A 23,914-nucleotide genomic window follows, 5' to 3' on the forward strand; every position below is an offset into this window, starting at 1 on the left:
TTAGTGAAAAATAATTTGGAATGGAGTTGGTCAATCATTTCGTCTGAAAAATAACAACGCTTAAGAAATCGTGGTGTATAACTGCCATCGATAAGGGCATGAACTCCTTCAACTAACCAATCATCTAATTCTCGTGCTAAAAAATGAATGTCGTGGTTATGGTGAACTCAATTGCTCAAGCTGCGGAGGCAGACTGGATGTATGAAACGCCTAAAATTGATGACGTCGTTAGCACGGTATCTGTGAGTCTTGATGGTACTTGTGTACTCATGGTCAATGAAGGTTTTAGTGAAATGAGCAACATGCTACCCAATAGACAAAAACAGGGGCTTGTTGACAAACTAAAAAGTGCGATTACCTATTTTAAAAATCAAAGGCAACGCATGAATTATAATTTTTATCAAATGAACAATTTGCCCATTGGCTCGGGGGTTACCGAAGCAGCTTGCAAGACTCTTATTAAACAACGCCTCTGCCAATCAGAATGAAGTGGAAAAATCAGGGTATTTTAATGGTTCTGCATTTAAGAGCGTTGATATCAACCAAAGGTCGGTGGGAACAATTTTGGGAGCGTATTAATCAAGCAGGTTTTGGCAGAAATTTGCTAGTTATTTATAAGAAACAAAACAGTACATTAATTCGAGGTCATACCCGAGCCCTGGAAAGCCAGGAAAAATTTTAAGCCACTAACCTCCGTATTACGTCATACAATACGGGAGGCTCCAGGATAGGTATACAAATGCATCAACGAGGTCTGAATTGTACATCAGGCTCTTGTTCACTTAAGAAATAATTAAGGCCATGACTTGGATCATTTTTTAGTTGTTCAAATGTTGCCTTATCCAAGTGAGCGCCATTGGCATCAACAAATTTTCCTGGCTCATTCTTATCAGGTGTATAACCATTTTCCTCCAACCACATATAAATCAACTTTTCATATATGGCATCTAATTTTCCTTTTTCATTTCCATTGTCAGAACGTGTCAGGGGTTCAATTTTCAATTTATTATCATCAGTATAACTCACTTCATGCATGAGTTCAGGCAAATCAATTTCAGGATTACCCGTTAATTTGCTGGCAATTTTATCTTTAATCCAAAAGAAAGGAGTTACTATAAATTTTTCTCCAGCAGAATGTCTTATTTCTTTCATAGACTGAGAAAGCGCCTTAACAAGAGCAGAATACATTTTTAACAAACCCATGATGGCAGCACGAGCATCCGTATAAGCCATTACATCAGCATTCAGTACTCCTTCAGCTCTTCTAATTGCATCTTCATAAAGAGTGATCTGCTCCCTTGTCTGAGGATCTTTGGTATACCTGCCTTTTTTCACTTTGTCCTCAGCCGCTGCGCGGGAGCTTTCTCTGCTGGCTTTTAATTCTTCCGCCTCCCTCTTCTGTTTAGCCATTACTTCCTCTTTTCGGATTCTTTCAAGTTCCTCTTTCAACTCTTTCGGCGATTTAGACATTACGTAACTCCTCATGACATATCATATTGGGTAAAATAGAGACCCTTTGTATTATCATAACACAATAATTTGGGCGAGTCATCCCAATCACTCAGGACGTATCTTGTTAACGTTTTCCCCTTATATTGATAAGTCGTTGAACCTGGTTTATGAGTATGACCATGAATCAAAGTGTCTGCTCCGTTGTAAGACATGTGTTGAATTATAGCAGAAGGAACTACATCCATTTTTTCAAGGGACTTACTGTGGTTATTAAGACTAATGTTGCGAACTTTATTAACTAGACGTTCACGAAATGACAAAGGTAACTTTAAAAAAACAAATGAAAATAGTCTGTTTCTTGTTAATAAACGAAATCGCTGGTGAGATTTGTCTTTAAGACAATAACGATCACCATGCACCAATAAAACCTTTTTACTCCCCAGAATAATTACCGTAGGCTCTGTCAGAACTCTCCATCCAGCTTGCTCGGCAAATACAGAACCAAGTAAAAAATCCCGATTTCCGATCATATAATAAATTTCTAGTCCTGTTTGACTGAGTCTATTTATTTGTCCCGCAACAGCTTGGCTCCATCCATCTATTGAATCATCACCGGACCATGCATGAAAGAAATCACCCAGAATATAAACTTTTTTCACAGATCGTTGTGCCCAATTTATAAAACAATCAAACCTGGCTTGAATTTTTTTATCTTCTGGATGCAAATGAAGATCAGAAATAAATACTGCGTCAATCATAATGGCTCAATAACTATATGTTCTTCTGATAAATAAATTTGACATGGGCCATTAATTGGTTCAATAGCGTCACTTAGACGATAAAAACCAGCAATAGAAACCAATTCGGCATCCAATGATTGACAAAAAATTCTCACTTCAGTATCACCAGATATTCCTGCCAAAGCTCTGCCTCTTAGTGTACCATACACATGAATATTTCCATCAGCCAATAATTCTGCTCCATGGCTAACCGAGGAAGCAACTATTAAATCAGTTCCTTTAGCAACAACTTGTTGTCCTGAACGTACTGGAGTAGTTATTAACTTGGATTTAACATTTTCTCCAGCAAGACCTTCTGCAGATTCATTAATAATCGGCTTGTCATGCGAAGTAGAGGCATTGAGGATAGCTAATCCTTGACACTGAGCCAGAGTTTCTTGCATGGGATTTCCACCCTGGATAGCTACGGGAACCATGCCATAATTACGAGCAATTTGACATAACTCCTGCAAATCAAATTCCAAATGATTCACAGAAGATAAATCAAAAACCACTGGTGTTCTTTCGAATAATTTGGGTGCTTTAACAACAATTTCAGCAAATTGTTGAGAAAAAGCCTCCTTATTTGTATTTAAAACATGCAAAACGGTTAAAGTATACAACCTACCTTTTAACTTAAATGCCTGTGTATTAGTTATATTTTCACTCATTAGCATGATATCCATTAATAAGATTTTTGTTTATACTAGCACGTGGAAAACAATAACAGAAGGATATCACAGTGGATAAACGATGGTTTGAACAATACCAAAATGGAGTGCCACATGAAATTGACGTAAGTCAATATTTATCCCTAGTATCTTTATTTAATGAATCATGCGGCCTATATGCTAAACGAAGTGCGTATTCCAACTTAGGGACCGAAATTACCTATGCTGATTTAAATAATTTAAGTAGAAATTTTGCCGCCTATCTGCAGCAGTTAGGTATGGAAAAAGGGGCACGAGTCGCAATAATGCTGCCTAACATTTTGCAATATCCTGTAGCCATGTTTGGTATTTTGCGAGCAGGTTATGTGGTAGTAAACACGAATCCATTATATACCGCTGATGAAGTAATACATCAAATGAATGATGCTGGAGCAGAAGTTATTATAGTGCTGGAGAATTTCGCAAAAACTATAGAAAAAGCATTGCCCTCGATGCCATCTGTCAAACATGTCATTGTCACACAAATAGGCGATTTATTCCCCTCATTTAAGCGTTTTATAGTCAATTTTGTCGTTAATCACATAAAGAAACTAGTCCCAGCCTATAAAATTCCTCATGCAGTAGCTTTTAATTATGCGTTAATGGAAGGCAAACAAGCCACGCTTCATCGCATAGAGCTTAATCATGATGACGTGGCATTCCTGCAATACACCGGAGGAACTACTGGAGTTGCAAAAGGAGCCATTTTGACTCATGGCAACCTTATAGCTAATGTAATGCAAGCTTACTCATGGATAGCTCCTCTTGGAATAAGTGATCAAGATATTATTGTAACAGCCCTTCCCCTGTACCATATCTTTTCCTTAACTGCCAATTGCCTGACCTTCATGAAAATTGGTGCAAAAAATATCCTTATCACAAACCCACGTGATACAGGCCACTTTATAGATCAAATCAAAAATTCAGGTTTTACAGCATTTACTGGAGTAAATACCTTATATAACTCCTTACTAAATCATCCCAAATTTAAAGAAATTGATTTTTCTAAATTAAAATTAGCATTATCAGGCGGTATGGCATTACAAAAAAGCGTCTCTCTTAAATGGTCAGAAATGACAAAGACTCGTGTTTTGGAAGCTTACGGTTTAACTGAAACAAGTCCTGCTGTCACAATAAACCCAATGTATCTCGAAGGATATAATGGTAGTATTGGGCTACCTCTTCCTTCAACTGATATCTCTATACGTGATGAATCAGGGAAAGAAGTGCCTATAGGGGCAAGTGGCGAATTATGCATTAAGGGGCCACAAGTTATGCCCGGATATTGGAAAAGGCCGGATGAAACAGCTTTAGTATTTACCAAAGACGGTTTTCTAAAAACTGGTGATATTGCGCGTATGAATGAAGAAGGCTTTATCTATTTAGTGGATAGAAAAAAGGACATGATCGTGGTTTCAGGATTTAATGTATATCCTAATGAAGTAGAGCAAGTCATAGGAATGCATCCCGGTGTATTAGAAGTCGGAGTTGTAGGAATTGCTGATGAGGAGTCTGGGGAGCGCGTAAAAGCATGTATTGTTAGAAAAGACACCACACTAACAGTCGAACAAATTATTCATCACTGCAAAGAGCATTTGACTGCTTATAAAATCCCTAAGGTTGTTGAGTTTTTTGATGAACTCCCTAAAACTAATGTAGGTAAAATTTTACGGCGTGCCCTTAAGGACGAAGAAGCAGAACCGCAATCATCAAAAGATCAAAAAACAGTAGCACCTGTCTAAACAAATCCAGCATTTGGGATAATCTTATCCCAAATCTACCCTAATTATAAATCTCCACTCAACGCACATTACCCTATAATTGTTATTAAAAATATTCCGAATAAATGGTCAAATAACCGCCATCTGATTCCATTTCCAGTAGAGTCTCATTGATTTGCTCAATTAATTGAGTTTGATCAGGATTCGCCATAATAGCATATCCATCTCCAATAGGAATTTTATCGCCGATTAATTTATATCCATTGGGCTCGGAAGCTATCCAATATTTTGCTGCTTCATAATCCATCAAGCTCGCATCAACTTGATTCGCATTCAGCCCATCAAGCATATCTTGTATAAGCGAATAAATAATTATGTTGTTATTACGCTTTTCCGACAACACTTGTTTACCATAGGGAGTCCCTTTTCTTACGCCAATTTTTTTATTATAGAGATCATCCAATGTGTTTATTTTCGAATTAAAATTGGTTATATATTGTGAGTTACTTTCAAGGTAAGGGAGGCTAAAGATAAAATTTTGCCTTCTCTCATCTGTAATTATCATAGAAGCAATAACGACATCTACTTTGCGACCTTTTAAAGCAGGGAATAACTCATCAAAAATATAAGCTTTAAAAGTACATTTTGCTTTCAGTCTCCGACATATTTCAGTCATTAGAGTAATATCAAATCCATACAGAGAATTCTTATCCCCTGACCAAACTTCAAAAGGTGGATTAAATTTTGAAGTTCCAATAGTCAAATTTAAAGAATAGGAATTACTGGAAATAATCATCAAGATTAGGAGTTTGAATAACTTCATAAACCATATCCTTTAATTTAAGAAGTTTGCTTATTCATAATCATGGTACAAAAAAAATAATTTGTACAATTATGAGCATTAGACTTCCTTTTCAACGAAAAATAGCTCTATTTATTAACCCAAGCTGGGCCCCAAAATAATAAATGGCATTTATTTTTTATTAGGAAGCCAATTGCTTCATAATTCTTGCTGTGGCACCCCATATTAGTTCTTTGCTGGCAATAAATTGGCAAGTAACAAAACATAGTCCTTTTTTTTCAATCACCATCTTCTTATAATTTTGTAAATTTTTTACCAATAGCATAGGAACGGAAATTAATGCACTAACTTCTTGAAAGTTCATAGTATATGGCACGACTGTTTCAATGCTTGCTAACCAGGGATGAATAATCAAACCGCCCAGAGTCCTTTCGACTTTTAACTTTTTAATTAATCTGATTCTGTCTGCTGTGATACCCAGCTCCTCATTAAGCTCTCTTAGTGCGGTACTATATAAATTTTGATCTTTTGCTTCATGAAATCCGCCAGGAAAACACACCTCTCCTGGATGATTCCTCAACTTTTCGCTTCGTTTAGTAAGGATTAATGAATCCTCTGAGAGATCATGTAAAACAATGACTGATGAATGTGCGCTAGTTATGCGTGTGATGTTATTTGATTCCATTTATAATTGCAGTCAATTTTGTAAAACATTCACGATATTCATCTTCCCAATCCGAGTCAATAACAATGCCTCCTCCTGCTGCCAAATGCAGCATGTTGTTTTTAGCTGTAATGGTTCTAATCGCAATATTTGCATCAAAACGCCCGTGCCTAGAAAAATAAGTAATACAACCGCAATAAACACCTCGTCTATAATGTTCTTGTTCTTTGATAATTTTCATTGCCTCTAATTTTGGTGCTCCAGTAATTGAACCACCTGGAAAACAAGAAAAAAATGCTTCAACAGGATGAATTTCATCTCGACAAAAAGCGTGTATATCAGAGACTAAATGATGTACAGCCTGGTAACTCTGAATAGCACAAAGATTAATTACTTTAACTGTACCTGCTTTGGCAAACTTGCCCAAATCATTTCTTAATAAATCAACAATCATTATGTTTTCAGCGTTATTTTTTGAGCTTTTTAATAATTCTTCTTTTAATTGTTTGTCCATGAAGGGATCCGTCGAACGATGTATGGTGCCTTTTATAGGAGAAGTTAAAATTTCTCCATTATCATAGAGCAAAAACCTCTCAGGGGAAAAACTTAAGATATCCGCTTCATCAAGCCTGATAAAAGCAGAATATGGAACAGGATTAGTTTTATTCACCATTTGATACATCCTCCAAGGATCTCCTATGAATTCTGCCTGGAATGGTTGGGTATAATTGACTTGATAGGAACGCCCAGCTCTTAAAGCCTGTTGAATAGCATTAAATGAATTTTTATAGTTTTCTTTGGAAATTAAGGGGCTAAACTCACCCTGGACCGAAAATAGATTAGGTTTTTCAAGTGTTTTTTTTAATAAGATGATTTCTTTTATTTCTCTTAAAATATTTGCAGTTGAAGAATGGGTATTTCCTGAAAATAAGGTTGCTTTTTTTAAATAATGATCTACTATGATTGCCCAATCATAAAATCCCAAATTTAGCAATGGCACACCAGATAAACAACTTTTGGGATGTGTTTCAAGCCCATATAGTAAATCGCCAAACTCATAAGATATATAACCAATAGCACCTCCCTGAAAAGGAAGATCAAGGCCTGATTCTTTTATTTTGAGTTTATTCTTCAGCTCCCTGAGCACATACTCTTTATTCCGAATATTATCCTTAACAATAACTCTTTCGTATGGGTAAGCACTCAGAATATCATAGCGGCCGATTGACTTATCTGTACTCTGAAGAAGTACAAAACCCGGTAATTTACTTAATTTTTCATAGGATTCCGGTAGAAAACTATGGTAATCAAGTGAGATCACACTGCTATTTATCAAATTATCACCTTACAACGTCATGTATTTTTGAATTATAAATAATATGGATCGATATATAAACTTAGAAAAAGCTCATGGAATGATATGAATTTTATAAGTTTTCACTTTTTTATCTATATGGTACAAAAATTTTACTTAAGCTTGTATTCCAAATTAGTAAATTATATTAATTACTGGTTTTTGAATTAATTTGTGAGTATCCTATGACCACGCGTTGTTGACAAGGAGCTATGTAATGACAACAGTTGCTCAATTTGAAGTTAGCTACACACAATATCTTAATGAACAAGGGGAGTTAATCAGTAAATTACCACCATTTGCTGAAAATCAAACAACACTGAAAGAATTGTATAAAATCATGGTGCTTACCCGCACTTTTGATAAAAAAGCAATCGCATTGCAAAGAACTGGCAAAATGGGTACCTATGCACCAATTAATGGCCAAGAAGCCATTTCAACAGCCATCGGCCATGCAATGAAGTCAAATGACGTTCTTGTTCCCTACTATAGAGATTACGCGGCGCAGTTGCAACGCGGAGTCAAGATGTCAGAAATTCTTGCCTTTTGGGGTGGAGATGAGCGGGGAAGTCATTTTGCTAATAATGCTGAAGATCTTCCTATTTGTGTTCCTATTGCCTCTCAATGCTTGCATGCCGCAGGAGTAGCTTTTGCCTTCAAATATAGGAACGAACAAAGGGTAGCAGTCGTCTGTATAGGAGAAGGAGGAACTTCAGAAGGAGACTTCTATGAAGCTATGAATGTGGCAGGCACCTGGAACTTACCTTTGGTTTTTATAGTAAATAATAACCAATGGGCAATTTCTGTTCCCAGGGACAAACAAACAGGTTCACAAACCATAGCACAAAAAGCCATTGCAGCTGGTTTTTCCGGGATTCAAATAGATGGCAATGATATTTTTGCTGCCAGGCAAATCATAGGTGATGCTATTGAAAAAGCTCGTCAAGGGGGCGGACCTACTTTAATTGAAGCGCTAACTTATCGATTATGTGATCACACTACCGCTGATGATGCGACGCGTTATCAACCTTCTCAAGAAGTAGAGAAAGCAAAAGTTAAAGAACCCATTGGACGTTTTAAACATTTTCTAATGCAAAACAATATTTGGACACCTCAGGATGAAGAAAAGCTGGTGATAGAGTGCAGCGAAAAAGTTGAAAAAGCAGTGGAAGAATACTTAAGTACTAAACCTCAACCAGTCAGCAGTATTTTTGATTACCATTACGCTGAACTTCCTGAATATTTAGTAGAACAACGTGCAATAGCCATGGAGGAATATTCTAATGCCTGATATTACTTTAGTTGAAGCCGTTACTCAGGCCTTGGCATATGAGTTAGCTCATGATGAGAGTGTAGTGGTTTTTGGAGAAGATGTCGGTAAAAATGGTGGAGTATTCCGAGCTACTGTAGGCTTACAAGACAGGTTTGGAGAAAATCGCGTTTTTGACACTCCATTGGCAGAATCTATGATCGCTGGGCTGGCTATAGGTATGTCAATTCAAGGGCTAAAACCTGTTGCAGAATTTCAATTCATGGGTTTTATATATCCTGCTATGAATCAAATCATTTCTCATGCCGCGCGTATGCGTAATAGAACCAGAGGAAGGTTGCATTGCCCCCTGGTTTATCGTGCCCCATTTGGTGGAGGAATCAGAGCACCAGAACATCATTCGGAGAGTACAGAAGCATTATTTGCTCATATTCCAGGACTGCAAGTAGTGATTCCTTCTTCCCCAAAACGAGCTTATGGATTATTGCTGGCAGCTATCCGTAATCCTGATCCAGTTATTTTTCTTGAACCCAAGCGAATTTATCGTCTAGTCAAACAACCTGTTCCTGATGATGGAGAGGCCTTACCGCTAGGAAAATGTTTTACTTTGCAACAAGGTGATGATTTGACCTTAGTCAGCTGGGGTGCCAGCATGCATGAAACCTTGCAAGCAGCAAAACAATTGGGGGATGAGGGTATTTCTTGCGAAGTAATTGACATAGCAACAATTAAACCTTTGGACATTGAGACTATTTTGGCTTCTGTAGAAAAAACTGGGCGTTGCGTTATAGTTCATGAAGGAGCAAAAACTTGTGGAGTTGGTGCTGAAATTTCGGCTCAAATCATGGAGCATTGTTTGCCTGATTTACTAGCTCCAGTTCAACGAGTTACAGGGTATGACACGGTCATGCCTTATTTCCAACTGGAAAAACAGTACATACCTAGTGTTACCCGCATTAAAAACACTATTATGAGCATAATGGAGTGATAATGAATATTTTTAATTTACCCGATTTAGGTGAAGGACTGCCCGATGCTGAAATTCATGAGTGGTTTGTTAAGGAAGGTGATGAAGTTAAAGCTGATCAGCCTTTAGTCTCAATGGAAACTGCAAAAGCTGTGGTTGATGTTCCCTGTCCTCAGTCAGGAACCATTGCTAAATTGTATGGTAAGCCCGGGGATGTTATTAAAACAGGTGAGCCCCTTGTTGCATTTGTTTCAACTAGCGCAAAACCTGCCGATAAAGGTACTGTTGTTGGTAACCTAGAAGAAAGCACCGATGTCACTGAAGATACTTTTGTTATAGGAAGCCAGCGCGCTAGTCAACGAGTCAAAATTACACCGGCGGTCAGGTTATTAGCAAAAAAATTAGGGGTTGATTTAACATCTCTAAAAGGTACAGGAGAAAATGGCTTTATAACCCGCGAAGATGTTCAGGCTCAAGCCGACAAAAACTCAAAACCACCAGCTGGATATGAGCCTTTACGAGGCGTCAGGAGAGCTATGCTTACTAGCATGGTACAATCCATGCCGAAATAGTGCCTGTTGGCATTTTTGATGAAGCCGACATTAATAATTGGAAAGCTGGCACTGACATTACTGTCCGATTAATTCGTGCAATTATTTATGCCTGCAATAAGGAGCCTTCTCTTAATGCCTGGTTTGACACCAAACACGCTGCACGTCAGTGCTTTAAAGAAGTTCATCTTGGTATTGCTATGGATAATGAAGAAGGGTTATTTGTTCCAGTGATTCATGATGCAGAAAAATACACAGATAGCGAGTTAAGAAAAATAATTAATGAGTTTAAAGAATCTGTTCGTAATCGCGCGGTCAGTGCTGACAAGTTAAAAGGAGCAACCTTTACTTTATCTAATTTTGGCAAATTCTCTGGACGCTTTGCCAGTCCGATAATTGTACCGCCTATGGTAGCTATTTTAGCCGTTGGACGGCTTTATAAAGCAGCTGTAGTAACTAAAGAGGAAAAAATAGAGGGGCATAATATGCTGCCTTTATCCTTAAGTTTTGATCATCGGGCCATTACGGGAGGCGAAGCGACTCGATTCTTAGGCGCGGTGATTCAATCTTTGCAACAAGAATAAGAAAGCCCAGTAAGTAAGTAATTTATAACCAAGCAATGAAGAGAATAGCATGAGAATATTCACCGTGATTTTGCTTTTCTTTCTCAGTATCTCCCCTGTTCTGGGAGATACTGCATTGCCTGAAAGTTTTAATATTAAAAGCGCGAATAAGCAATTTGATCAACTTAATCTAAAACTATCTACTCAAAATCTTAATTTAAATAATCTTAAGATAGCAGTAGAAACCTTAAGCGAACTATCAACTCAATCCGAGCAATGTGTAGCAGATTTACAAAAAAAATTAAACAATGTTGATGCACTTATTAAACAGGCCACTTCCACTGGGAATGATAAAGGAGCCGACTTAATTTATTTGAACAATCAAAAAAAGGAATTAGCAGAGCAACAGTCTAAGTGTCGATTATTTTCAATTCGAGCAAAAGAAGCGATAGAAGCTTATAAAGCAGCTATTTTACAATTAAAGCAAGAAAAAACCCTGACGCGCAACACACCTTTATTGCAAACAATAAATAAAATTGCCAATTTTTCTGACAATATCAAGTGGATAAGTTATCCCAAAGATAAGTTTCCGATACAAAATTTTCCAACTTATCTATGGATTTCTATTACAGTGATTAGTTTTTTAATTTCTGTTGTGCTTTTATTAAAACTTCGACAGTCTAGATTTGTTCGTCGTTATCTAAAATTTAAAAAACTCCAATGGCACCAGCTCACTATTGTAACATTATATATTATGACAGGCTCAATATTGAGTTATATCTGGTTGTTTGCTAGTGAAGCCCAGCTGATGAACCTTCAATTTCTTCTGATAAAACAAATATTCCTGTTTCTTACTGGAATATTGTTAATTATTGGCTTATTCAAAGTAAAAAAGTTCAGAGCCTTCTTTAATTGGTATGCCATGGATGGTGAGTTTTTTGAGACATTGAGTATTGTAGCACTTTCTTTTTATTTTTTTGCTGCTATTGGTCAAAAGCTGTCAGAGATTTTGAGTATCAACAAAGTAGTCTGGGAATTAACCCAATCTATTTTTCTCTTTTTGTTACTGGTTACCACTGGTTATTTTGCACATTATTTCTGTCGTTCCCACCTCCATATCGCATTTATAAAACGATATTATAAATTTCTTCACCTTCTTATTTTTACTCTGCTCATTAGTTGTGCCATCCTTAATATAGCTGGCTTTTATATTTTAGCCATGCAACTCACTTTATCAGGAATTTGTACGTTCTTTATTCTTTATATTACTATTTTAATAGAACAGAGCATCACCAAATTTTATGCTTCTTTAAGTTATTCTCATAGCAAAATTAATATCGTACAGTTGTTTGGGTATAAAAAAGATCAATTATTCACAGAGTTCTACATCTTAAAAATAACATTAAAATTAATTGTCATCCTTATAAGTATCTATTTAATAGGAAGATGTTGGGGTTTTGCCACGAATTTCATCGAAACAATCTATGATAAATTGTTACATGGTTTTGCCTTGGCAAATATCAAAATCTACCAACTCGCGTTATATTGGGTGTAATAATTTTTTGTTTCCTTTATTTAATTTTTCGCGCTATTTCAACTAGAGTTAGCCGTTATCAACAATTTGAAGATGAAGAGGAAACCCAAGTTGCTATCGCTTCCATTCTAAGTTATGTTGGTTTTATTATTGCTGCGGTTTCTGGTTTCCTGGTAGCTGGTTTTGATTTCACAGGGCTTGCTATTATAGCAGGAGCACTTTCAGTCGGGATAGGTTTAGGTCTACAAAGTATTGTTAATAATTTTGTCTCAGGCCTTATTTTGCTGATTGAAAAGCCAATAAGACCCGGGGATCGAATTAACATTGATGGTGTTGAAGGATTTGTAAAAAAAATTAGAGTAAGATCTACGCAAATTCTTACCCCAACTCATGAAGACATCATTATTCCAAATTCAGATTTGATCACACGCCGGGTAGTCAATTATATGCTCACAGACAATTATTGGCGTGTTAGTTGTGAAGTTAAGGTAGCCTATGGCAGTGATCTGAAGCTCATAAAAGAACTTTTATTGGAAATTGCAAATAAGCAGGATGATATAATTAAAAGTGGCAGAAACAAACCTGCCGTATTATTTAGTGCTTTTGGAGACAATGCATTAATTTTTCAACTCTCATGCATGATCAAAGATGTTAATAAAAAATCGATTGTAAAAAGCGAATTAAATTTCGCTATTGAAGAGGCCTTTCGTAAACACGATATTTCAATTGCGGTTCAACAACGTGATATTCATATTAAATTGGAAGATTTGGCCCCTCCTCCAACATCAAACAAATAATTTTGCCCATAGTAATAAGACCGATTGCCAACAATTCTAAAGGGTTCCCTGAATTTTATTTATATTAATAAGTCATTTATAATAAATGATATATTCTACTATTAGAAGATTATTTTTCTATGAAACAGGACTTTTCTGCAAAAATAATAACCCTTAATGAGGTTTATGCAATCAGCTATAAACTGGCTCATATTATTAAGCGATCAAATTATCATTTTGACGTAGTAGTTGCTATTGCAAGAGGTGGTTTCCCTGCTGCACGCTTTATTTGTGACTTTTTAAATATTCGCCATTTAGGCTCAATACAAATTAGTCATTACTCTGGGGGGGCACAAAAGCAAGAATCCACAGAAGTGGTTGCAGCAGTTAACGTTTCTATCCAGGGAAAGAGTGTATTAATGATTGATGATGTCAATGACACAGGTGAAACGCTTAAAGCGGCCTATGACTATATTCAGTCTTTAAACCCTGCTTTATTTAAAATTGCTGTTCTTCATGAAAAATCAACTACTCTATTCAAAGCAGATTTTGTAGGCAAACACCAAAAGAAATGGAAATGGTTAATGTATCAATGGGCAGTAACAGAGGATATTCTAACATTTCTTAAAAAAGATGATATGCTTAAAAGTGATGAAGAAAAAATTTCTGAACATCTATACAAAAAATATCATCTCAAAGTCAGTAAAAAACTCTTGCGTAAGATACTTTCCTTAAAAGACTATTATTAGTATAGCGTCTCAATTAAATAGCAACTATTAAGATCGGAATATTTCATGTTTTCAATGCAGGAATTCCAAGTATTTTTATGTGGTGATGTGATGATTGGTCGAGGGATTGATCAAATTTTACCTCACCCCTCAGATCCTCGTCTTTATGAACCTTATGTGAAAGATGCAAAAGATTATGTATTACTAGCAGAAAATACGAGTGGAGAAATACCTCGTGGTGTTTGTGGGAATTATTTATGGGGTGACGGTTTATATGAGCTAAAAAAAAGAAACCTTTCCGCCCGTATCATTAATTTAGAAACCAGTATTACCAAAAGCAATACTCCTGATTTGTATAAAGGGATCCATTACAAAATGAATCCTGATAATATCGATGCAATTACTTCCGCTGCCATTGATGTCTGTGCTTTAGCCAATAATCATATACTGGATTGGGGTACTCCGGGGCTTTTAGAAACGCTTGAGACTCTACATAAAGCAAATATTCGTTTCTCAGGAGCTGGCCATAATATCCAAGAGGCGCAAGCCCCTGCTATTCTTTCCATTCCAGGACATAAAAAAAGAATTTTAGTCTTCTCAATGGGAATTCATTCCAGCGGAATTCCTTCCAAATGGCGTGCTACTCTAAAAAAGCCTGGATTATGGCTATTAGACAATTTGAATGCCAATACAATTCGCCAAATAAAAGAAAGAATTGACTATCATAGAGAACCTTGCGACTTATGTATAGTCAGCATTCATTGGGGGGGTAACTGGGGGTATGCGATCCCGAAACAGCATCAGAATTTTGCTCATGCCTTAATTGATGAGATTGGTGTCAATATTATTCATGGCCACTCATCTCATCACCCGATTGGAATTGAAATTTATAATCACTGTCCGATTTTATATGGCTGCGGTGATTTAATTAATGATTACGAAGGAATACTTGGATATGAAGAATTTCAAAAAGATTTATCGCTGATGTATTTTTTAACTTTTGATGATCATTTATATCTTAAAAAACTTGAATTGGTACCATTAATAAGGAAAAACTTCTGTTTGCATTATCCGAGTGATTCAGTTTGTCAATCAGTGTTTAAGACAATAACAAAAGCCTCTATGCTTCTTGATACTCACTTTGAATTAGAAAATCGAACAATTCATTGGATTATGGAATAAATTATGGGGACTTGGCCAGCGCGTGTTGATTTGGCGGCAATTACCCGCCTTGATGAAGTGAGAACAACTGATCTCACGCAGTCGCATGAACATTTAAACCCATCGGCATTATCGCATAGTTTCGCAATGTAGGCCGTTCTTGCAGAAAATAGTTGCAGCGATATTTCGCCGCGCTATCTCGACAGGCTTGAATAAACCACCTCATAATTTCTTCGTATTGCCAGCTTTGTGATGATTCAAGTAACTCCGGATTCGGCCGCGAGAGACTCCATCAATAGTAGAAATTTTATAAATTTGCCAAAATTCTATCTACAGAAATCAATTCAATTTCGCGACAGCAACTAGTTATCCACAAAATATGTGGATAACCTTGTGGAAAGACAGTTAATCTGTGAAAATTACAGTTTCTCTTCATAATGAAAATGATTATTACGATACGGTGAAACTAAACGGTATGAACAATTCCTTTCCCTTGATTTTCACTTGGACAAATAATTTAATAATTCCAGCTTTTTCTGGAGAAATATGGAATTCCAACTCCGGACCGCCCCTATCTGAAGATTGTGTAGGCTCTTTTCCCATAGGTGGATGTGAACGATTGTTTTAAAATCCGAATAAAAACCAACTATATGTGCAAAAGCTCCCATTACTGGCTCTAGGTCATGTACTGGCTTACCTTGACTATTACTAATAATTAGTTTTCCCATAGCTGCTTTACCGTGTTCTAAACGGTTTGATGCAAATGATAGTTTGAATTGATAGCCATCAACAATTGCTTGCATTGATTGATTTGGTGTGATCCTCTCATTTGTATTTTTCGCCGTAATCAAATCGGTAACTAAATATTCTTGTCGTTTGGTATCCAACGGAACCAAATCAGCCCATATACGATAATTGGATCCTATCTTCTTAGGATTCCACATAAATTGATAAATTCCTGGTGTATCAGTCGGTTTTGGATGAACATGACTGTAATCACTGAGTCCGTCATCGATGATTAACATGTGGATCTTTTTAGTGTGTACTAGGCTAAGATCTTGCAATTGGACCGGTTTATTATTTTGTATACGAACAAGTTTCACTAGAACTCGTTTTGAATCCCCCACATCAGTTATTTTTTCTACTGACAATCTCATGGATGGCTTTTCTTGTTCATTTGTCACCGTGTTATGATGCGCCGCATCAGCATAAGTAGGCGAATGATATGGCATGCTTAATATAAGCATAATTATTAAGCTTTTACTCATTAGAATAAAATTTTTCATTTTAACTTTTCTCCAGCGCAACAATTTTAAATACCTCAGTCTCAAACTCTATTGTTCAAAAAATAAAAATGATCAACAGGACCGCTCCCTTTCCCAAGATGATACCTTTTTCCGGATTGAATCGCTTGATTTAAATAGCTTTTTGCTGAATCAATAGAAGCTATAAGAGATAACCCTTGTGCAAGATAAGAGGCAATTGCTGCCGATAAGCTGCAACCTGTACCGTGGGTATTTATGGTCTCAATACGTTCAGCATGAAACCAATGACAAGTATTTTCTTTTATATCGTAAAGTAAATCAGGTGAGTTTTTCTCGTTTAAATGTCCTCCTTTAATTAATACATTAATATGGAATTCTTTACCAAGAGTAATTGCTGCAGACTGCATCTCTTGTGAATTTCTAATAGTAACCCCTAGTAACTGCTCTGCCTCAAATAAATTTGGTGTAATAAGATAAGTAAGCCCTAACAGCTTTTCTTTTAAGACTGATATGGTGTCAAGTTCAAGTAATAAGGAACCATCTTTAGCCGTCATAACCGGATCGAATACCACATTATCAGGCCTTAATGTTTCTAAGGTATTGCAGATTACTTGAATGATTCTTTCATCATGCAACATTCCTATTTTAACTGCTTGAATGTTCAGATCGCTAAATACTGAGTTTAGTTGTTCTTCAACAAAATCAGCAGAAATTTTTTGTATTGACTGAACCCCTTGAGTATTTTGTGCTACCAAGGCAGTAATGACAGTAGCTGCATAGCCACCAGTAGCAGAAATAGCCTTAATATCAGCAGAAATACCAGCTCCTCCAGATGGATCTGTTCCCGCGATGCTCAAAATACAAGCCAAATTATCCTGTTTCATAATCACTTCATTCCATAATTAGAAAATTGAGCTTAATTACCCCTCTTGGGAAAAATCGAATTAAAAGTGAACTCGATATCACTGTTTAAGGCTCAAAACGCTTGATGAATCAGCAGACTGGACTTTCCTTTTTAAAGCCATTTCAAAGGCATTAATCTTCGCAAGAGTATCAGGTTTGGTAAGATCCGCTTCAAATGGCTCATCGCAGTCAGTAAATTCGCAGAAACACTCTAGTTTTTCCTGTTCATCTTCAATGGCATCATATTCACTTCTTTCATCGTCATTTAGCACATCTAAGTTGGGCAGAAAACCAAATTTCGTGTACATATTTACTGATGCTGAAGTGACGCATAACCGCATTTTTTTACAGCTAAAATCCCTCAATTGTTGAAAAGTAGATAGTAACAATAAAGAACCATACCCTTTACGTTGACTATCTTTTTCTATGTATAGGCTGTCTATGAAGGCATTATCATCAGTACCAAACTGATAATAGATAGCTCCTACAATACGGTTATCGTCTTTTGTTTGTATTCCGCGTATGAAATATTCCGTGCACTCCCCTACATCCGCATAATAACCATTGCTCTCGAGTGCTTTTATAAAACCATCGCTTATGGCATAGGAAGTAATATGAAGATCACGATAAATGCTTCCTTCATCTCGGCCAGGTGTTACTAATCGAACATTATACTGTTTAAATAAATCAACCGACTTAAAAAATATGAAAGACTCACCTGTTCGCCGCTCTTTTTTCTGCGAAGAACCAAATCCATTACCATTGAGGTTATTACTGCTTTCAGTCTTTCTTTTATTTGTATTGGATAACAAAATACTACTCCTCTGCATTATACAATCTCATTAACTTATTGATTTTATCATCATCCATAATGTTGATATTAAAATCAATATGATTTTTATATTACCATTTCATGCAATTAATTACAATTAATCCTAAATTCGTGCAAAACATTGAGTCCTCTATCCTAATGAGCGTCTAAAAAGAATATACGATGCAGTTAGTTCAGGCATAGAAATGAAAACTACAATTGATCACCATGGTTTAGCGGCTGCGATGTGTAAAGATAAACGTTCACGCGTGAGCGTTTATCACAGGAGCCATTCCCAATGCACACTCTTCGACATCATCCAGTATATCGGGAAACATTGCCAAACGTTTATTGTCTTCTAAACAATGCTCTTGTTGACACAACATCGTTGCGACTGTGAGGGCAGCTGTGATACCGCTTTCATGCGAATCATTATAACCAGCCATAATACCCCCCCACCATAGCCCACTTAACCCTTGATGTTGATGCATAGTTTGCTGTGCTTCATAATAATCCCGATTCATTACTGGATGTCTATATTGAACAACCTTAACGATATTCTCTGGCATTGGCTGGCCAGGTAAGACCCAGGTTTTCATGATGGGAATCTCAGCCGGTTTAAATTTCCATTCTTTACACATAGTATTAGCTGCGTTTTCCCCATCAACTCGAGTATGTACAACTGTATTGTTAGGCGTGCGATAAGTGCTGTCTCGATGAAATACTACAGTAGTATCATAGTATTGAACTTTTGCCAGTTTTTTCTGCAGGTCATTTAGGGCATTACTTCGTAATTCACTAATTAACTCTTTTGTAATATAAGCTGGAGTAGTGATAACAATATCATCAAATATTACTGGCCCTTCCGTATCAGAACAATAAGTATCATCGCTTTTAAGCAAGTGATATCTCGTTTGACCATTGTTATCTACTATAGGAATAATTTTTTTGATCGGGGTATTATTGACGAATTGAGTGTTATGGCACTTAGCCATTAATTTATGAATATAAGAACTCAAGCCCTCGGTAGCATCATACCATGTTGGACCGCTTGTTAGATAATTCATTCCATAATGTGCACCAAAGGTTTTTATGGTATCCACAGAAACACCCCAAGCCGCAGCAATTAATGGGTAAAGAAATTTATTGGCAAAATCCGTTCGATGAGATTTTAAACCAGATGTTTCATTGATGTAGGAATTAACAAAATCTTCTAAAGTAATTAGCTCATCTGGATTTAGTAATCTTTTTTTAGCTTTATTAATGATTTCATTCATAGATAATAAGTTACAGAAATCATGATACAAGGTATGAAACGAGATATGTGCGTCTTTTTGTGGTTTATTTTTCCTAAATACATTGAAAAAAGACAAGCAACCTAAAATAGAAATATCATCGTGTTCATCAGTATGAAACACAGGGGGCAACACAATGTGATGATCCTTGTTAATATTATGGAAATCTATATTAAGCTCAAATTCCTGCAAAGGCACTTTAAGGTATTGGAATAATCGATGAACATTAGGGTAAAGATCTGGGTTACCGATAAACTCTGCTCCTCCTTCAAGAATTACTTCGTTTGCTTTTATGCTTTGGATATGGCCACCAAAATCATTATTTTGTTCAAATACAATGACGTTAAACTGTTGCTGTTTATCTAGCGCCCATGCAGTAGTTAGCCCAGTGCCACCACCTATAACTGCCACATTTCTTTTGCTTGAAGTTGATTCAATCATTTAAAAATCCTTTTAACAACGTTTGGAGATATCATAAGGAAATTGAATTAAAAAGCAAATTAGCCTTTCGTTAACCTCAACAATAAGAATCGGCTTCGTATTGAAATTGTTGGTGTGATCTTATATGGTGACATCATCGTCTTTTTTCGATGCAATCAGGAGTGTTTATGAAAACAGGGCAATCTAAGGTAAAGAAATTAAGTGATTATAAAGTTCTTGATTATTTTGTAACTCACGTTGATTTACAAATCGATCTCAGTAAAAGCCCTGTTGAATCCAAGGCTCGTCTTCAAGTAGTCCCTAATCCCAAGCTGGAATCACATTCTCCAGATCTAGTCTTGGATGGTGAAAATATGACTTTAGTGTCTCTGCACATAAATAGTAAATTATTAGACAGTAATGAGTATGAGCTAACAGAAGATTCATTAACAATCAAAAATGTACCTCAAGGTGATTCTTTTATCATAGAAACTACTTCGTTGTTAGGCGAAAATACTGACTTGTTTGGGCTTTATGAGACTGAGGGAACCGTCCTTGTCAAGGCAGAAACAGAAGGATTGCGACGTGTCCTTTATCTGCCTGACAGACCCGATAATTTAGCAACTTATAAAACCACTATCATAGCGGATCAAGAAGAATACCCTGTTTTACTTTCTAATGGCGTAATAATAGACAAAAAAGAATTGCCTTTTAACCTCCATTCAGTAACCTGGGAAGATGATGTTCCTAAACCCAGTTATTTATTTGCTTTGGTTGGAGGAAAACTCCAACGTTCAATAACCCATTTTCACACCAAATCCGGTCGTGATTTGCCTATTGAATTCTATGTCCCTCCTGCTGCAACAGCAAAATGTGATTTCGCCAAGGAAGTATTGAAGAAAGCAATGGCGTGGGATGAAAGAATTTTTGATTTGGAATGTGGTTTGCAACACCATATGGTAGCTGGGGTTGATAAATACGCCTCAGGTGCTTCGGAGCCAACTGGTTTAAATTTATTCAATACTGAAAATCTATTTGCAACTCCAGAAAGTAAAACAGATTTAGGAATTTTACGTGTTTTAGAGGTTGTGGCTCATGAATTTTTTCATTATTGGTCAGGGGATCGTGTCACTATAAGAGACTGGTTTAACCTACCATTGAAAGAAGGTCTTACTACTTTCAGAGCAGCGATGTTTAGAGAAGAATTGTTTGGCACTGATTTGGTAAGATGGTTAGATGGTAAAAATTTGGACGAACGGGCACCTCGTCAAAGCTCCTATACAGCAGTAAGAAGTTTATATACAGCAGCGGCTTATGAAAAAAGTGCTGATATTTTTCGCATGATGATGTTGTCTATTGGAAAAGAACAGTTTTTCCAAGGGGTAACTCAATTCTTTAAAGATAACGATGGTCGTGCTGTCACCCTGGAAGATTTTATGGATTCACTCAGCCATTCTACTACTATGGATGTCCATTCTTTTTTACCCTGGTTTACAGAATCAGAAATTCCAGAGTTGATAATAACAGATGAATTTAACCCAGATACAAAGCAATACCTTTTGAATGTTAAAACAATTAATGGGAAAAATCGACCTATCCCATTAGTAATGGGTTTACTAGATAACGCAGGGAAAGAAATAGTAAGTGATCAATTACTAATGGTTAATCAAAATGAAATGGAATTTCAATTCGAAAATATCGATAACCGCCCTACTCCTTCCTTATTACGTAGCTTTTCTGCACCAGTACGAATGAAGTATAAATATTCTCAACAAGATTTGTTATTACTAATGCAGTACGATACCAATTTGTATAATCGTTGCGAGGCAGCAAAACAACTCATTTCAGTTTTACTTAAGGATTTTTGTGCTGGTAAAAAAATAAAGTTATCCCCTCAATTTCTTGCTACTTACAAGGCATTACTCTCGGATAGATCCTTGAATGAATGGATGTTAGCTGAATTAATTACTTTACCTTCTTTAGAGGAGCTAATTGAAAATCAGAATCAACCTAATTTTGAAAAATTAAATGAAGGCCGTCAATTGATTCAGCGTGCTTTAGCAAAAGAATTAAGAGCTGATTTTTTCAATTGCCTTTTTCGACTGCAAACAACAGAAAGTTATGGTAAATCAGAATTCGAAAACTTTAATTTACAGCAAGCAGGAATACGTCGTTTGGCAGCAGTTTGTTTTTCTTATCTACAATACACTGATTTCGAACAAACCAAAGAAAAAATAATCCTTCAGTTCAGGGATGCTTTAGGCAAGAATATGACAGAGACCATTTCAGCCTTAGCTCTATTATGTGATATGAATTGTGATGAAGCGGATGAATCATTAGATGATTATTATCACTATTCGAAACAAGAGCCTGAAGCTCTTAATAATTGGTTTATTATACAAGCTTCTGCACATTCTACGAACGTAGTCGAGCGAGTAAAAAAATTAATACACCATCGCGCTTTTGATTTATCTAATCCTAATAAAGTATATGCTCTAATAGGATCATTTATAAAAAATCCATTCGGGTTTCATACCAGTACAGGAGAAGGTTATCAAATCGTTGCTGATGTAATCCTTGGCTTGGAAAAAATCAATCCAACACTAGCGGCTAATTTGACTGAAAAATTTGTCTATTGGGATAAGTATGATTCGAAACGACAATCTATGATGATTGACAGCTTAAGAATAATATACTCCAAGGCCGTTTCTTCTGATGTGAGAAATATCGCAAAAAAGGGGTTGGATAAGGTAAAAGAAGATCCCCCTTTACCGATTTATCTGACTTTTCATGGGGGAACCATTCATCAAAATACGACCAATACATTAATTTCAGATGAGAGGAAGGATAATATATTTCAGTTGAAATGAAAATTATCTTATATGCATGGGGCTTCAGAATGAAGCCCATAAAACTACCTATCTTGAGCATTTCTTAACCCAAGTACAGCAAGACCTTGAGTCTTAAACCAAAATTTATCTTCTGTAATAACAAAAGGTTTCAAACCAGGGATTTCTGTTATATTAGTGTACCCTGTAGTACAAAAATAACTTTGCCCAACCACACGAAACTCTTTAGTGCTTCTTGAGGGAGTTACTAAGACATGGCCTGAGGGGACAAGCTCTGCTATTTGCTTAATAAAATTAACAATATCCTTCTCTTTTTCTATTCCATTTTGTATACCTAAAAGATAAGGTACAAAAGCCATATCGAACGTTTTATATTTATTACTCTTTATTAAGTGCTTCAATTCACCTGCATAAAATTGTATCTCACTATCCAATTCAAACTCATTTTGAACTTTCGATCGTATAGCCATCTGAGTTAATGCTAACATATAATAAATATATGATTTTCTTAATAATTTAGGGTTAACTATCCAAAAAATTGAATTGCTAATAATTCCTTTAGGTAATTTGAGAAGAGGTGGATACCATTTTGTGAGAGCAGCAAGTAGCTCTCCAATGGAGGGATATGGCTTGCCATTCGTACCGTACTCTCTGAAATGATAATATTTTTTAAATGCTTTTACCCAAGCAATAGTTACCGGATCCTTATCATAGACAACTAGGGATTTTGCTCCTGCTTTGGCAAATAAAAAGGCACTGTTGCCATAACCTGGAATAATTAAAATATTTTTCCCACTAATCTCATCTCGTATGTTATATCGGTCTTCTTTATGGCCCGATAGGCAGATGATAAGTAACGCTCAGCTCCCATTGGGTAAATTAAAACTTCTTTATTATCTGTAAGCCTTGTAGTACGCTGCTCTAGAATCCAGTTAATTTCTTGTTTGGTTAGCGTGGTAGTATTAAGCGACATGCATTAACCCTTATAAATCTCTGGGCAAGTTATATATCATTATATTATCTTGTTAAGTATTGGTTATAGTGAGTTATTTTATTTTTTTAAATTTCCAGAACAGAGCATGTTAATGTTTTTAATAGCATCTTCATATTCCTTATTAGATAATTCATCTATTTTCTTAATGATATCTAATAGTTTTGTTTTGGCACACTCACAATAAGCAAAAACAAGCTTTTTATCATCATTATTTTGACGAGGGTAAACAAGATTCCATCTATCAATGCAATATTGTTCTATAGTGGTGGTATTAACTTCTGACAAGGTAACCCCTTCTTCCAATTCATCCATTGCATCATGCAATATTGTTTGTGGCAAACAACC

19 protein-coding genes and 4 pseudogenes are annotated in these 23,914 nt (G+C 36.2%); 11 read left to right on the forward strand and 12 right to left on the reverse strand.

Annotated features, from left to right (window positions below; translation table 11 throughout):
* Positions 1 to 146: 146 nt before the first annotated feature.
* Positions 147 to 589: pseudogene (locus OK13_RS09970) on the forward strand (ISKra4 family transposase); the annotation flags it as partial.
* A gap of 155 nt (positions 590 to 744) precedes the next feature.
* Here the strand turns inward: OK13_RS09970 and OK13_RS09975 are convergent.
* Genes OK13_RS09975 through minC form a run of 3 tightly spaced genes read right to left on the reverse strand, consistent with a single transcriptional unit; the run spans position 745 to position 2,902 of the window.
* Positions 745 to 1,470, reverse strand: coding sequence for a hypothetical protein (locus tag OK13_RS09975; RefSeq protein ID WP_035890622.1), 726 nt, complete (start codon positions 1,468 to 1,470; stop codon positions 745 to 747).
* 11 nt (positions 1,471 to 1,481) lie between these two features.
* On the reverse strand, positions 1,482 to 2,210 hold the full coding sequence (locus OK13_RS09980) for a UDP-2,3-diacylglucosamine diphosphatase (RefSeq protein ID WP_035890623.1): 729 nt from the start codon (positions 2,208 to 2,210) through the stop codon (positions 1,482 to 1,484).
* Positions 2,207 to 2,902 carry a septum site-determining protein MinC gene (gene minC / locus OK13_RS09985; RefSeq protein ID WP_035890624.1) on the reverse strand — a complete coding sequence of 232 codons (696 nt, stop codon included), beginning with the start codon at positions 2,900 to 2,902 and terminating at the stop codon, positions 2,207 to 2,209. Before minC ends, OK13_RS09980 begins: the two co-directional genes overlap by 4 nt.
* Positions 2,903 to 2,973: 71 nt before the next feature.
* Here minC and OK13_RS09990 point away from each other — a divergent pair, with 71 nt between their 5' ends.
* The gene (locus tag OK13_RS09990) at positions 2,974 to 4,683 is read left to right on the forward strand and encodes an AMP-binding protein (RefSeq protein ID WP_035890625.1); all 1,710 of its coding nucleotides are present in this window, start codon (positions 2,974 to 2,976) and stop codon (positions 4,681 to 4,683) included.
* A gap of 85 nt (positions 4,684 to 4,768) precedes the next feature.
* On the opposite strand, the gene OK13_RS09995 is transcribed toward OK13_RS09990, so the two are convergent.
* From OK13_RS09995 to pabB, 3 genes are all read right to left on the reverse strand, one after another.
* Positions 4,769 to 5,485, reverse strand: a complete 717-nt coding sequence (locus OK13_RS09995; protein WP_035890626.1) for a transporter substrate-binding domain-containing protein — start codon at positions 5,483 to 5,485, stop codon at positions 4,769 to 4,771.
* A gap of 160 nt (positions 5,486 to 5,645) precedes the next feature.
* Positions 5,646 to 6,149: an NUDIX hydrolase gene (locus OK13_RS10000; RefSeq protein ID WP_035890627.1), complete on the reverse strand. Its 504-nt coding sequence runs from the start codon at positions 6,147 to 6,149 to the stop codon at positions 5,646 to 5,648.
* A complete protein-coding gene (pabB, locus tag OK13_RS10005; protein WP_081964910.1) occupies positions 6,136 to 7,464 on the reverse strand; it encodes an aminodeoxychorismate synthase component I in 1,329 nt (442 codons plus the stop codon). The genes OK13_RS10000 and pabB overlap by 14 nt, the downstream gene beginning before the upstream one ends.
* 235 nt (positions 7,465 to 7,699) lie before the next feature.
* Between pabB and pdhA the strand changes: the two genes are divergently transcribed.
* From pdhA to OK13_RS15880, 8 genes and pseudogenes are all read left to right on the forward strand, one after another.
* Entirely contained in the window at positions 7,700 to 8,773 is a 1,074-nt protein-coding gene (pdhA, locus tag OK13_RS10010) for a pyruvate dehydrogenase (acetyl-transferring) E1 component subunit alpha (RefSeq protein WP_035890628.1), read from the forward strand.
* Positions 8,766 to 9,740 carry an alpha-ketoacid dehydrogenase subunit beta gene (locus OK13_RS10015; RefSeq protein ID WP_035890629.1) on the forward strand — a complete coding sequence of 325 codons (975 nt, stop codon included), beginning with the start codon at positions 8,766 to 8,768 and terminating at the stop codon, positions 9,738 to 9,740. Before pdhA ends, OK13_RS10015 begins: the two co-directional genes overlap by 8 nt.
* A gap of 2 nt (positions 9,741 to 9,742) precedes the next feature.
* Positions 9,743 to 10,854: pseudogene (locus tag OK13_RS16055) on the forward strand (dihydrolipoamide acetyltransferase family protein).
* Between the two features lie 49 nt (positions 10,855 to 10,903).
* The gene (locus OK13_RS10025; protein ID WP_241480509.1) at positions 10,904 to 12,388 is read left to right on the forward strand and encodes a hypothetical protein; all 1,485 of its coding nucleotides are present in this window, start codon (positions 10,904 to 10,906) and stop codon (positions 12,386 to 12,388) included.
* Positions 12,379 to 13,164: a mechanosensitive ion channel family protein gene (locus OK13_RS15395; protein ID WP_241480510.1), complete on the forward strand. Its 786-nt coding sequence runs from the start codon at positions 12,379 to 12,381 to the stop codon at positions 13,162 to 13,164. Before OK13_RS10025 ends, OK13_RS15395 begins: the two co-directional genes overlap by 10 nt.
* Before the next feature lie 119 nt (positions 13,165 to 13,283).
* A complete protein-coding gene (locus tag OK13_RS10030; protein ID WP_035890630.1) occupies positions 13,284 to 13,892 on the forward strand; it encodes a phosphoribosyltransferase in 609 nt (202 codons plus the stop codon).
* 45 nt (positions 13,893 to 13,937) lie between these two features.
* Positions 13,938 to 15,053: a CapA family protein gene (locus tag OK13_RS10035; RefSeq protein ID WP_035890631.1), complete on the forward strand. Its 1,116-nt coding sequence runs from the start codon at positions 13,938 to 13,940 to the stop codon at positions 15,051 to 15,053.
* Positions 15,054 to 15,056: 3 nt separating this feature from the next.
* Positions 15,057 to 15,185 (forward strand): hypothetical protein, encoded by a 129-nt coding sequence (locus tag OK13_RS15880; protein WP_277619296.1) that lies wholly within the window; start codon positions 15,057 to 15,059, stop codon positions 15,183 to 15,185.
* Between the two features lie 347 nt (positions 15,186 to 15,532).
* Here the strand turns inward: OK13_RS15880 and OK13_RS10040 are convergent, their stop codons facing one another.
* The 4 genes from OK13_RS10040 to OK13_RS10055 all read right to left on the reverse strand — a co-directional run bounded on the left by OK13_RS10040 (position 15,533) and on the right by OK13_RS10055 (position 19,747).
* Entirely contained in the window at positions 15,533 to 16,318 is a 786-nt protein-coding gene (locus tag OK13_RS10040) for a hypothetical protein (RefSeq protein WP_338151680.1), read from the reverse strand.
* Between the two features lie 41 nt (positions 16,319 to 16,359).
* Positions 16,360 to 17,181: a bifunctional hydroxymethylpyrimidine kinase/phosphomethylpyrimidine kinase gene (gene thiD, locus OK13_RS10045; RefSeq protein WP_035890632.1), complete on the reverse strand. Its 822-nt coding sequence runs from the start codon at positions 17,179 to 17,181 to the stop codon at positions 16,360 to 16,362.
* A 78-nt stretch (positions 17,182 to 17,259) separates the two neighbouring features.
* Entirely contained in the window at positions 17,260 to 18,012 is a 753-nt protein-coding gene (locus OK13_RS10050; RefSeq protein WP_035890633.1) for a GNAT family N-acetyltransferase, read from the reverse strand.
* A 262-nt stretch (positions 18,013 to 18,274) separates the two neighbouring features.
* Positions 18,275 to 19,747: an FAD-dependent oxidoreductase gene (locus OK13_RS10055; protein ID WP_052117652.1), complete on the reverse strand. Its 1,473-nt coding sequence runs from the start codon at positions 19,745 to 19,747 to the stop codon at positions 18,275 to 18,277.
* Between the two features lie 167 nt (positions 19,748 to 19,914).
* Here OK13_RS10055 and pepN point away from each other — a divergent pair, with 167 nt between their 5' ends.
* A complete protein-coding gene (gene pepN / locus OK13_RS10060) occupies positions 19,915 to 22,596 on the forward strand; it encodes an aminopeptidase N (protein ID WP_035890634.1) in 2,682 nt (893 codons plus the stop codon).
* A gap of 44 nt (positions 22,597 to 22,640) precedes the next feature.
* Here the strand turns inward: pepN and OK13_RS10065 are convergent.
* Together OK13_RS10065 and OK13_RS10070 are read right to left on the reverse strand one after the other, a co-directional pair.
* Positions 22,641 to 23,548, reverse strand: a pseudogene (locus OK13_RS10065) (ABC transporter permease).
* A 78-nt stretch (positions 23,549 to 23,626) separates the two neighbouring features.
* Positions 23,627 to 23,914: pseudogene (locus OK13_RS10070) on the reverse strand (hypothetical protein); the annotation flags it as partial.

The organism is Legionella norrlandica (assembly GCF_000770585.1).
Classification (GTDB): domain Bacteria; phylum Pseudomonadota; class Gammaproteobacteria; order Legionellales; family Legionellaceae; genus Legionella; species Legionella norrlandica.

Excerpts from the sequence above, each read along its gene's own strand:
- thiD (WP_035890632.1), bottom strand. The coding sequence starts at position 17,181 with ATGAAACAGGATAATTTGGCTTGTATTTTGAGCATCGCGGGAACAGAT.
- OK13_RS09995 (WP_035890626.1), bottom strand. The coding sequence starts at position 5,485 with ATGAAGTTATTCAAACTCCTAATCTTGATGATTATTTCCAGTAATTCC.
- pepN (WP_035890634.1), top strand. The coding sequence starts at position 19,915 with ATGAAAACAGGGCAATCTAAGGTAAAGAAATTAAGTGATTATAAAGTT.
- minC (WP_035890624.1), bottom strand. The coding sequence starts at position 2,902 with ATGAGTGAAAATATAACTAATACACAGGCATTTAAGTTAAAAGGTAGG.
- OK13_RS10035 (WP_035890631.1), top strand. The coding sequence starts at position 13,938 with ATGTTTTCAATGCAGGAATTCCAAGTATTTTTATGTGGTGATGTGATG.
- OK13_RS10055 (WP_052117652.1), bottom strand. The coding sequence starts at position 19,747 with ATGATTGAATCAACTTCAAGCAAAAGAAATGTGGCAGTTATAGGTGGT.
- OK13_RS10040 (WP_338151680.1), bottom strand. The coding sequence starts at position 16,318 with ATGAAAAATTTTATTCTAATGAGTAAAAGCTTAATAATTATGCTTATA.
- OK13_RS15880 (WP_277619296.1), top strand. The coding sequence starts at position 15,057 with ATGGGGACTTGGCCAGCGCGTGTTGATTTGGCGGCAATTACCCGCCTT.
- OK13_RS10000 (WP_035890627.1), bottom strand. The coding sequence starts at position 6,149 with ATGGAATCAAATAACATCACACGCATAACTAGCGCACATTCATCAGTC.
- pdhA (WP_035890628.1), top strand. The coding sequence starts at position 7,700 with ATGACAACAGTTGCTCAATTTGAAGTTAGCTACACACAATATCTTAAT.
- OK13_RS10025 (WP_241480509.1), top strand. The coding sequence starts at position 10,904 with ATGAGAATATTCACCGTGATTTTGCTTTTCTTTCTCAGTATCTCCCCT.
- OK13_RS10015 (WP_035890629.1), top strand. The coding sequence starts at position 8,766 with ATGCCTGATATTACTTTAGTTGAAGCCGTTACTCAGGCCTTGGCATAT.
- OK13_RS10030 (WP_035890630.1), top strand. The coding sequence starts at position 13,284 with ATGAAACAGGACTTTTCTGCAAAAATAATAACCCTTAATGAGGTTTAT.
- OK13_RS09980 (WP_035890623.1), bottom strand. The coding sequence starts at position 2,210 with ATGATTGACGCAGTATTTATTTCTGATCTTCATTTGCATCCAGAAGAT.
- OK13_RS09975 (WP_035890622.1), bottom strand. The coding sequence starts at position 1,470 with ATGTCTAAATCGCCGAAAGAGTTGAAAGAGGAACTTGAAAGAATCCGA.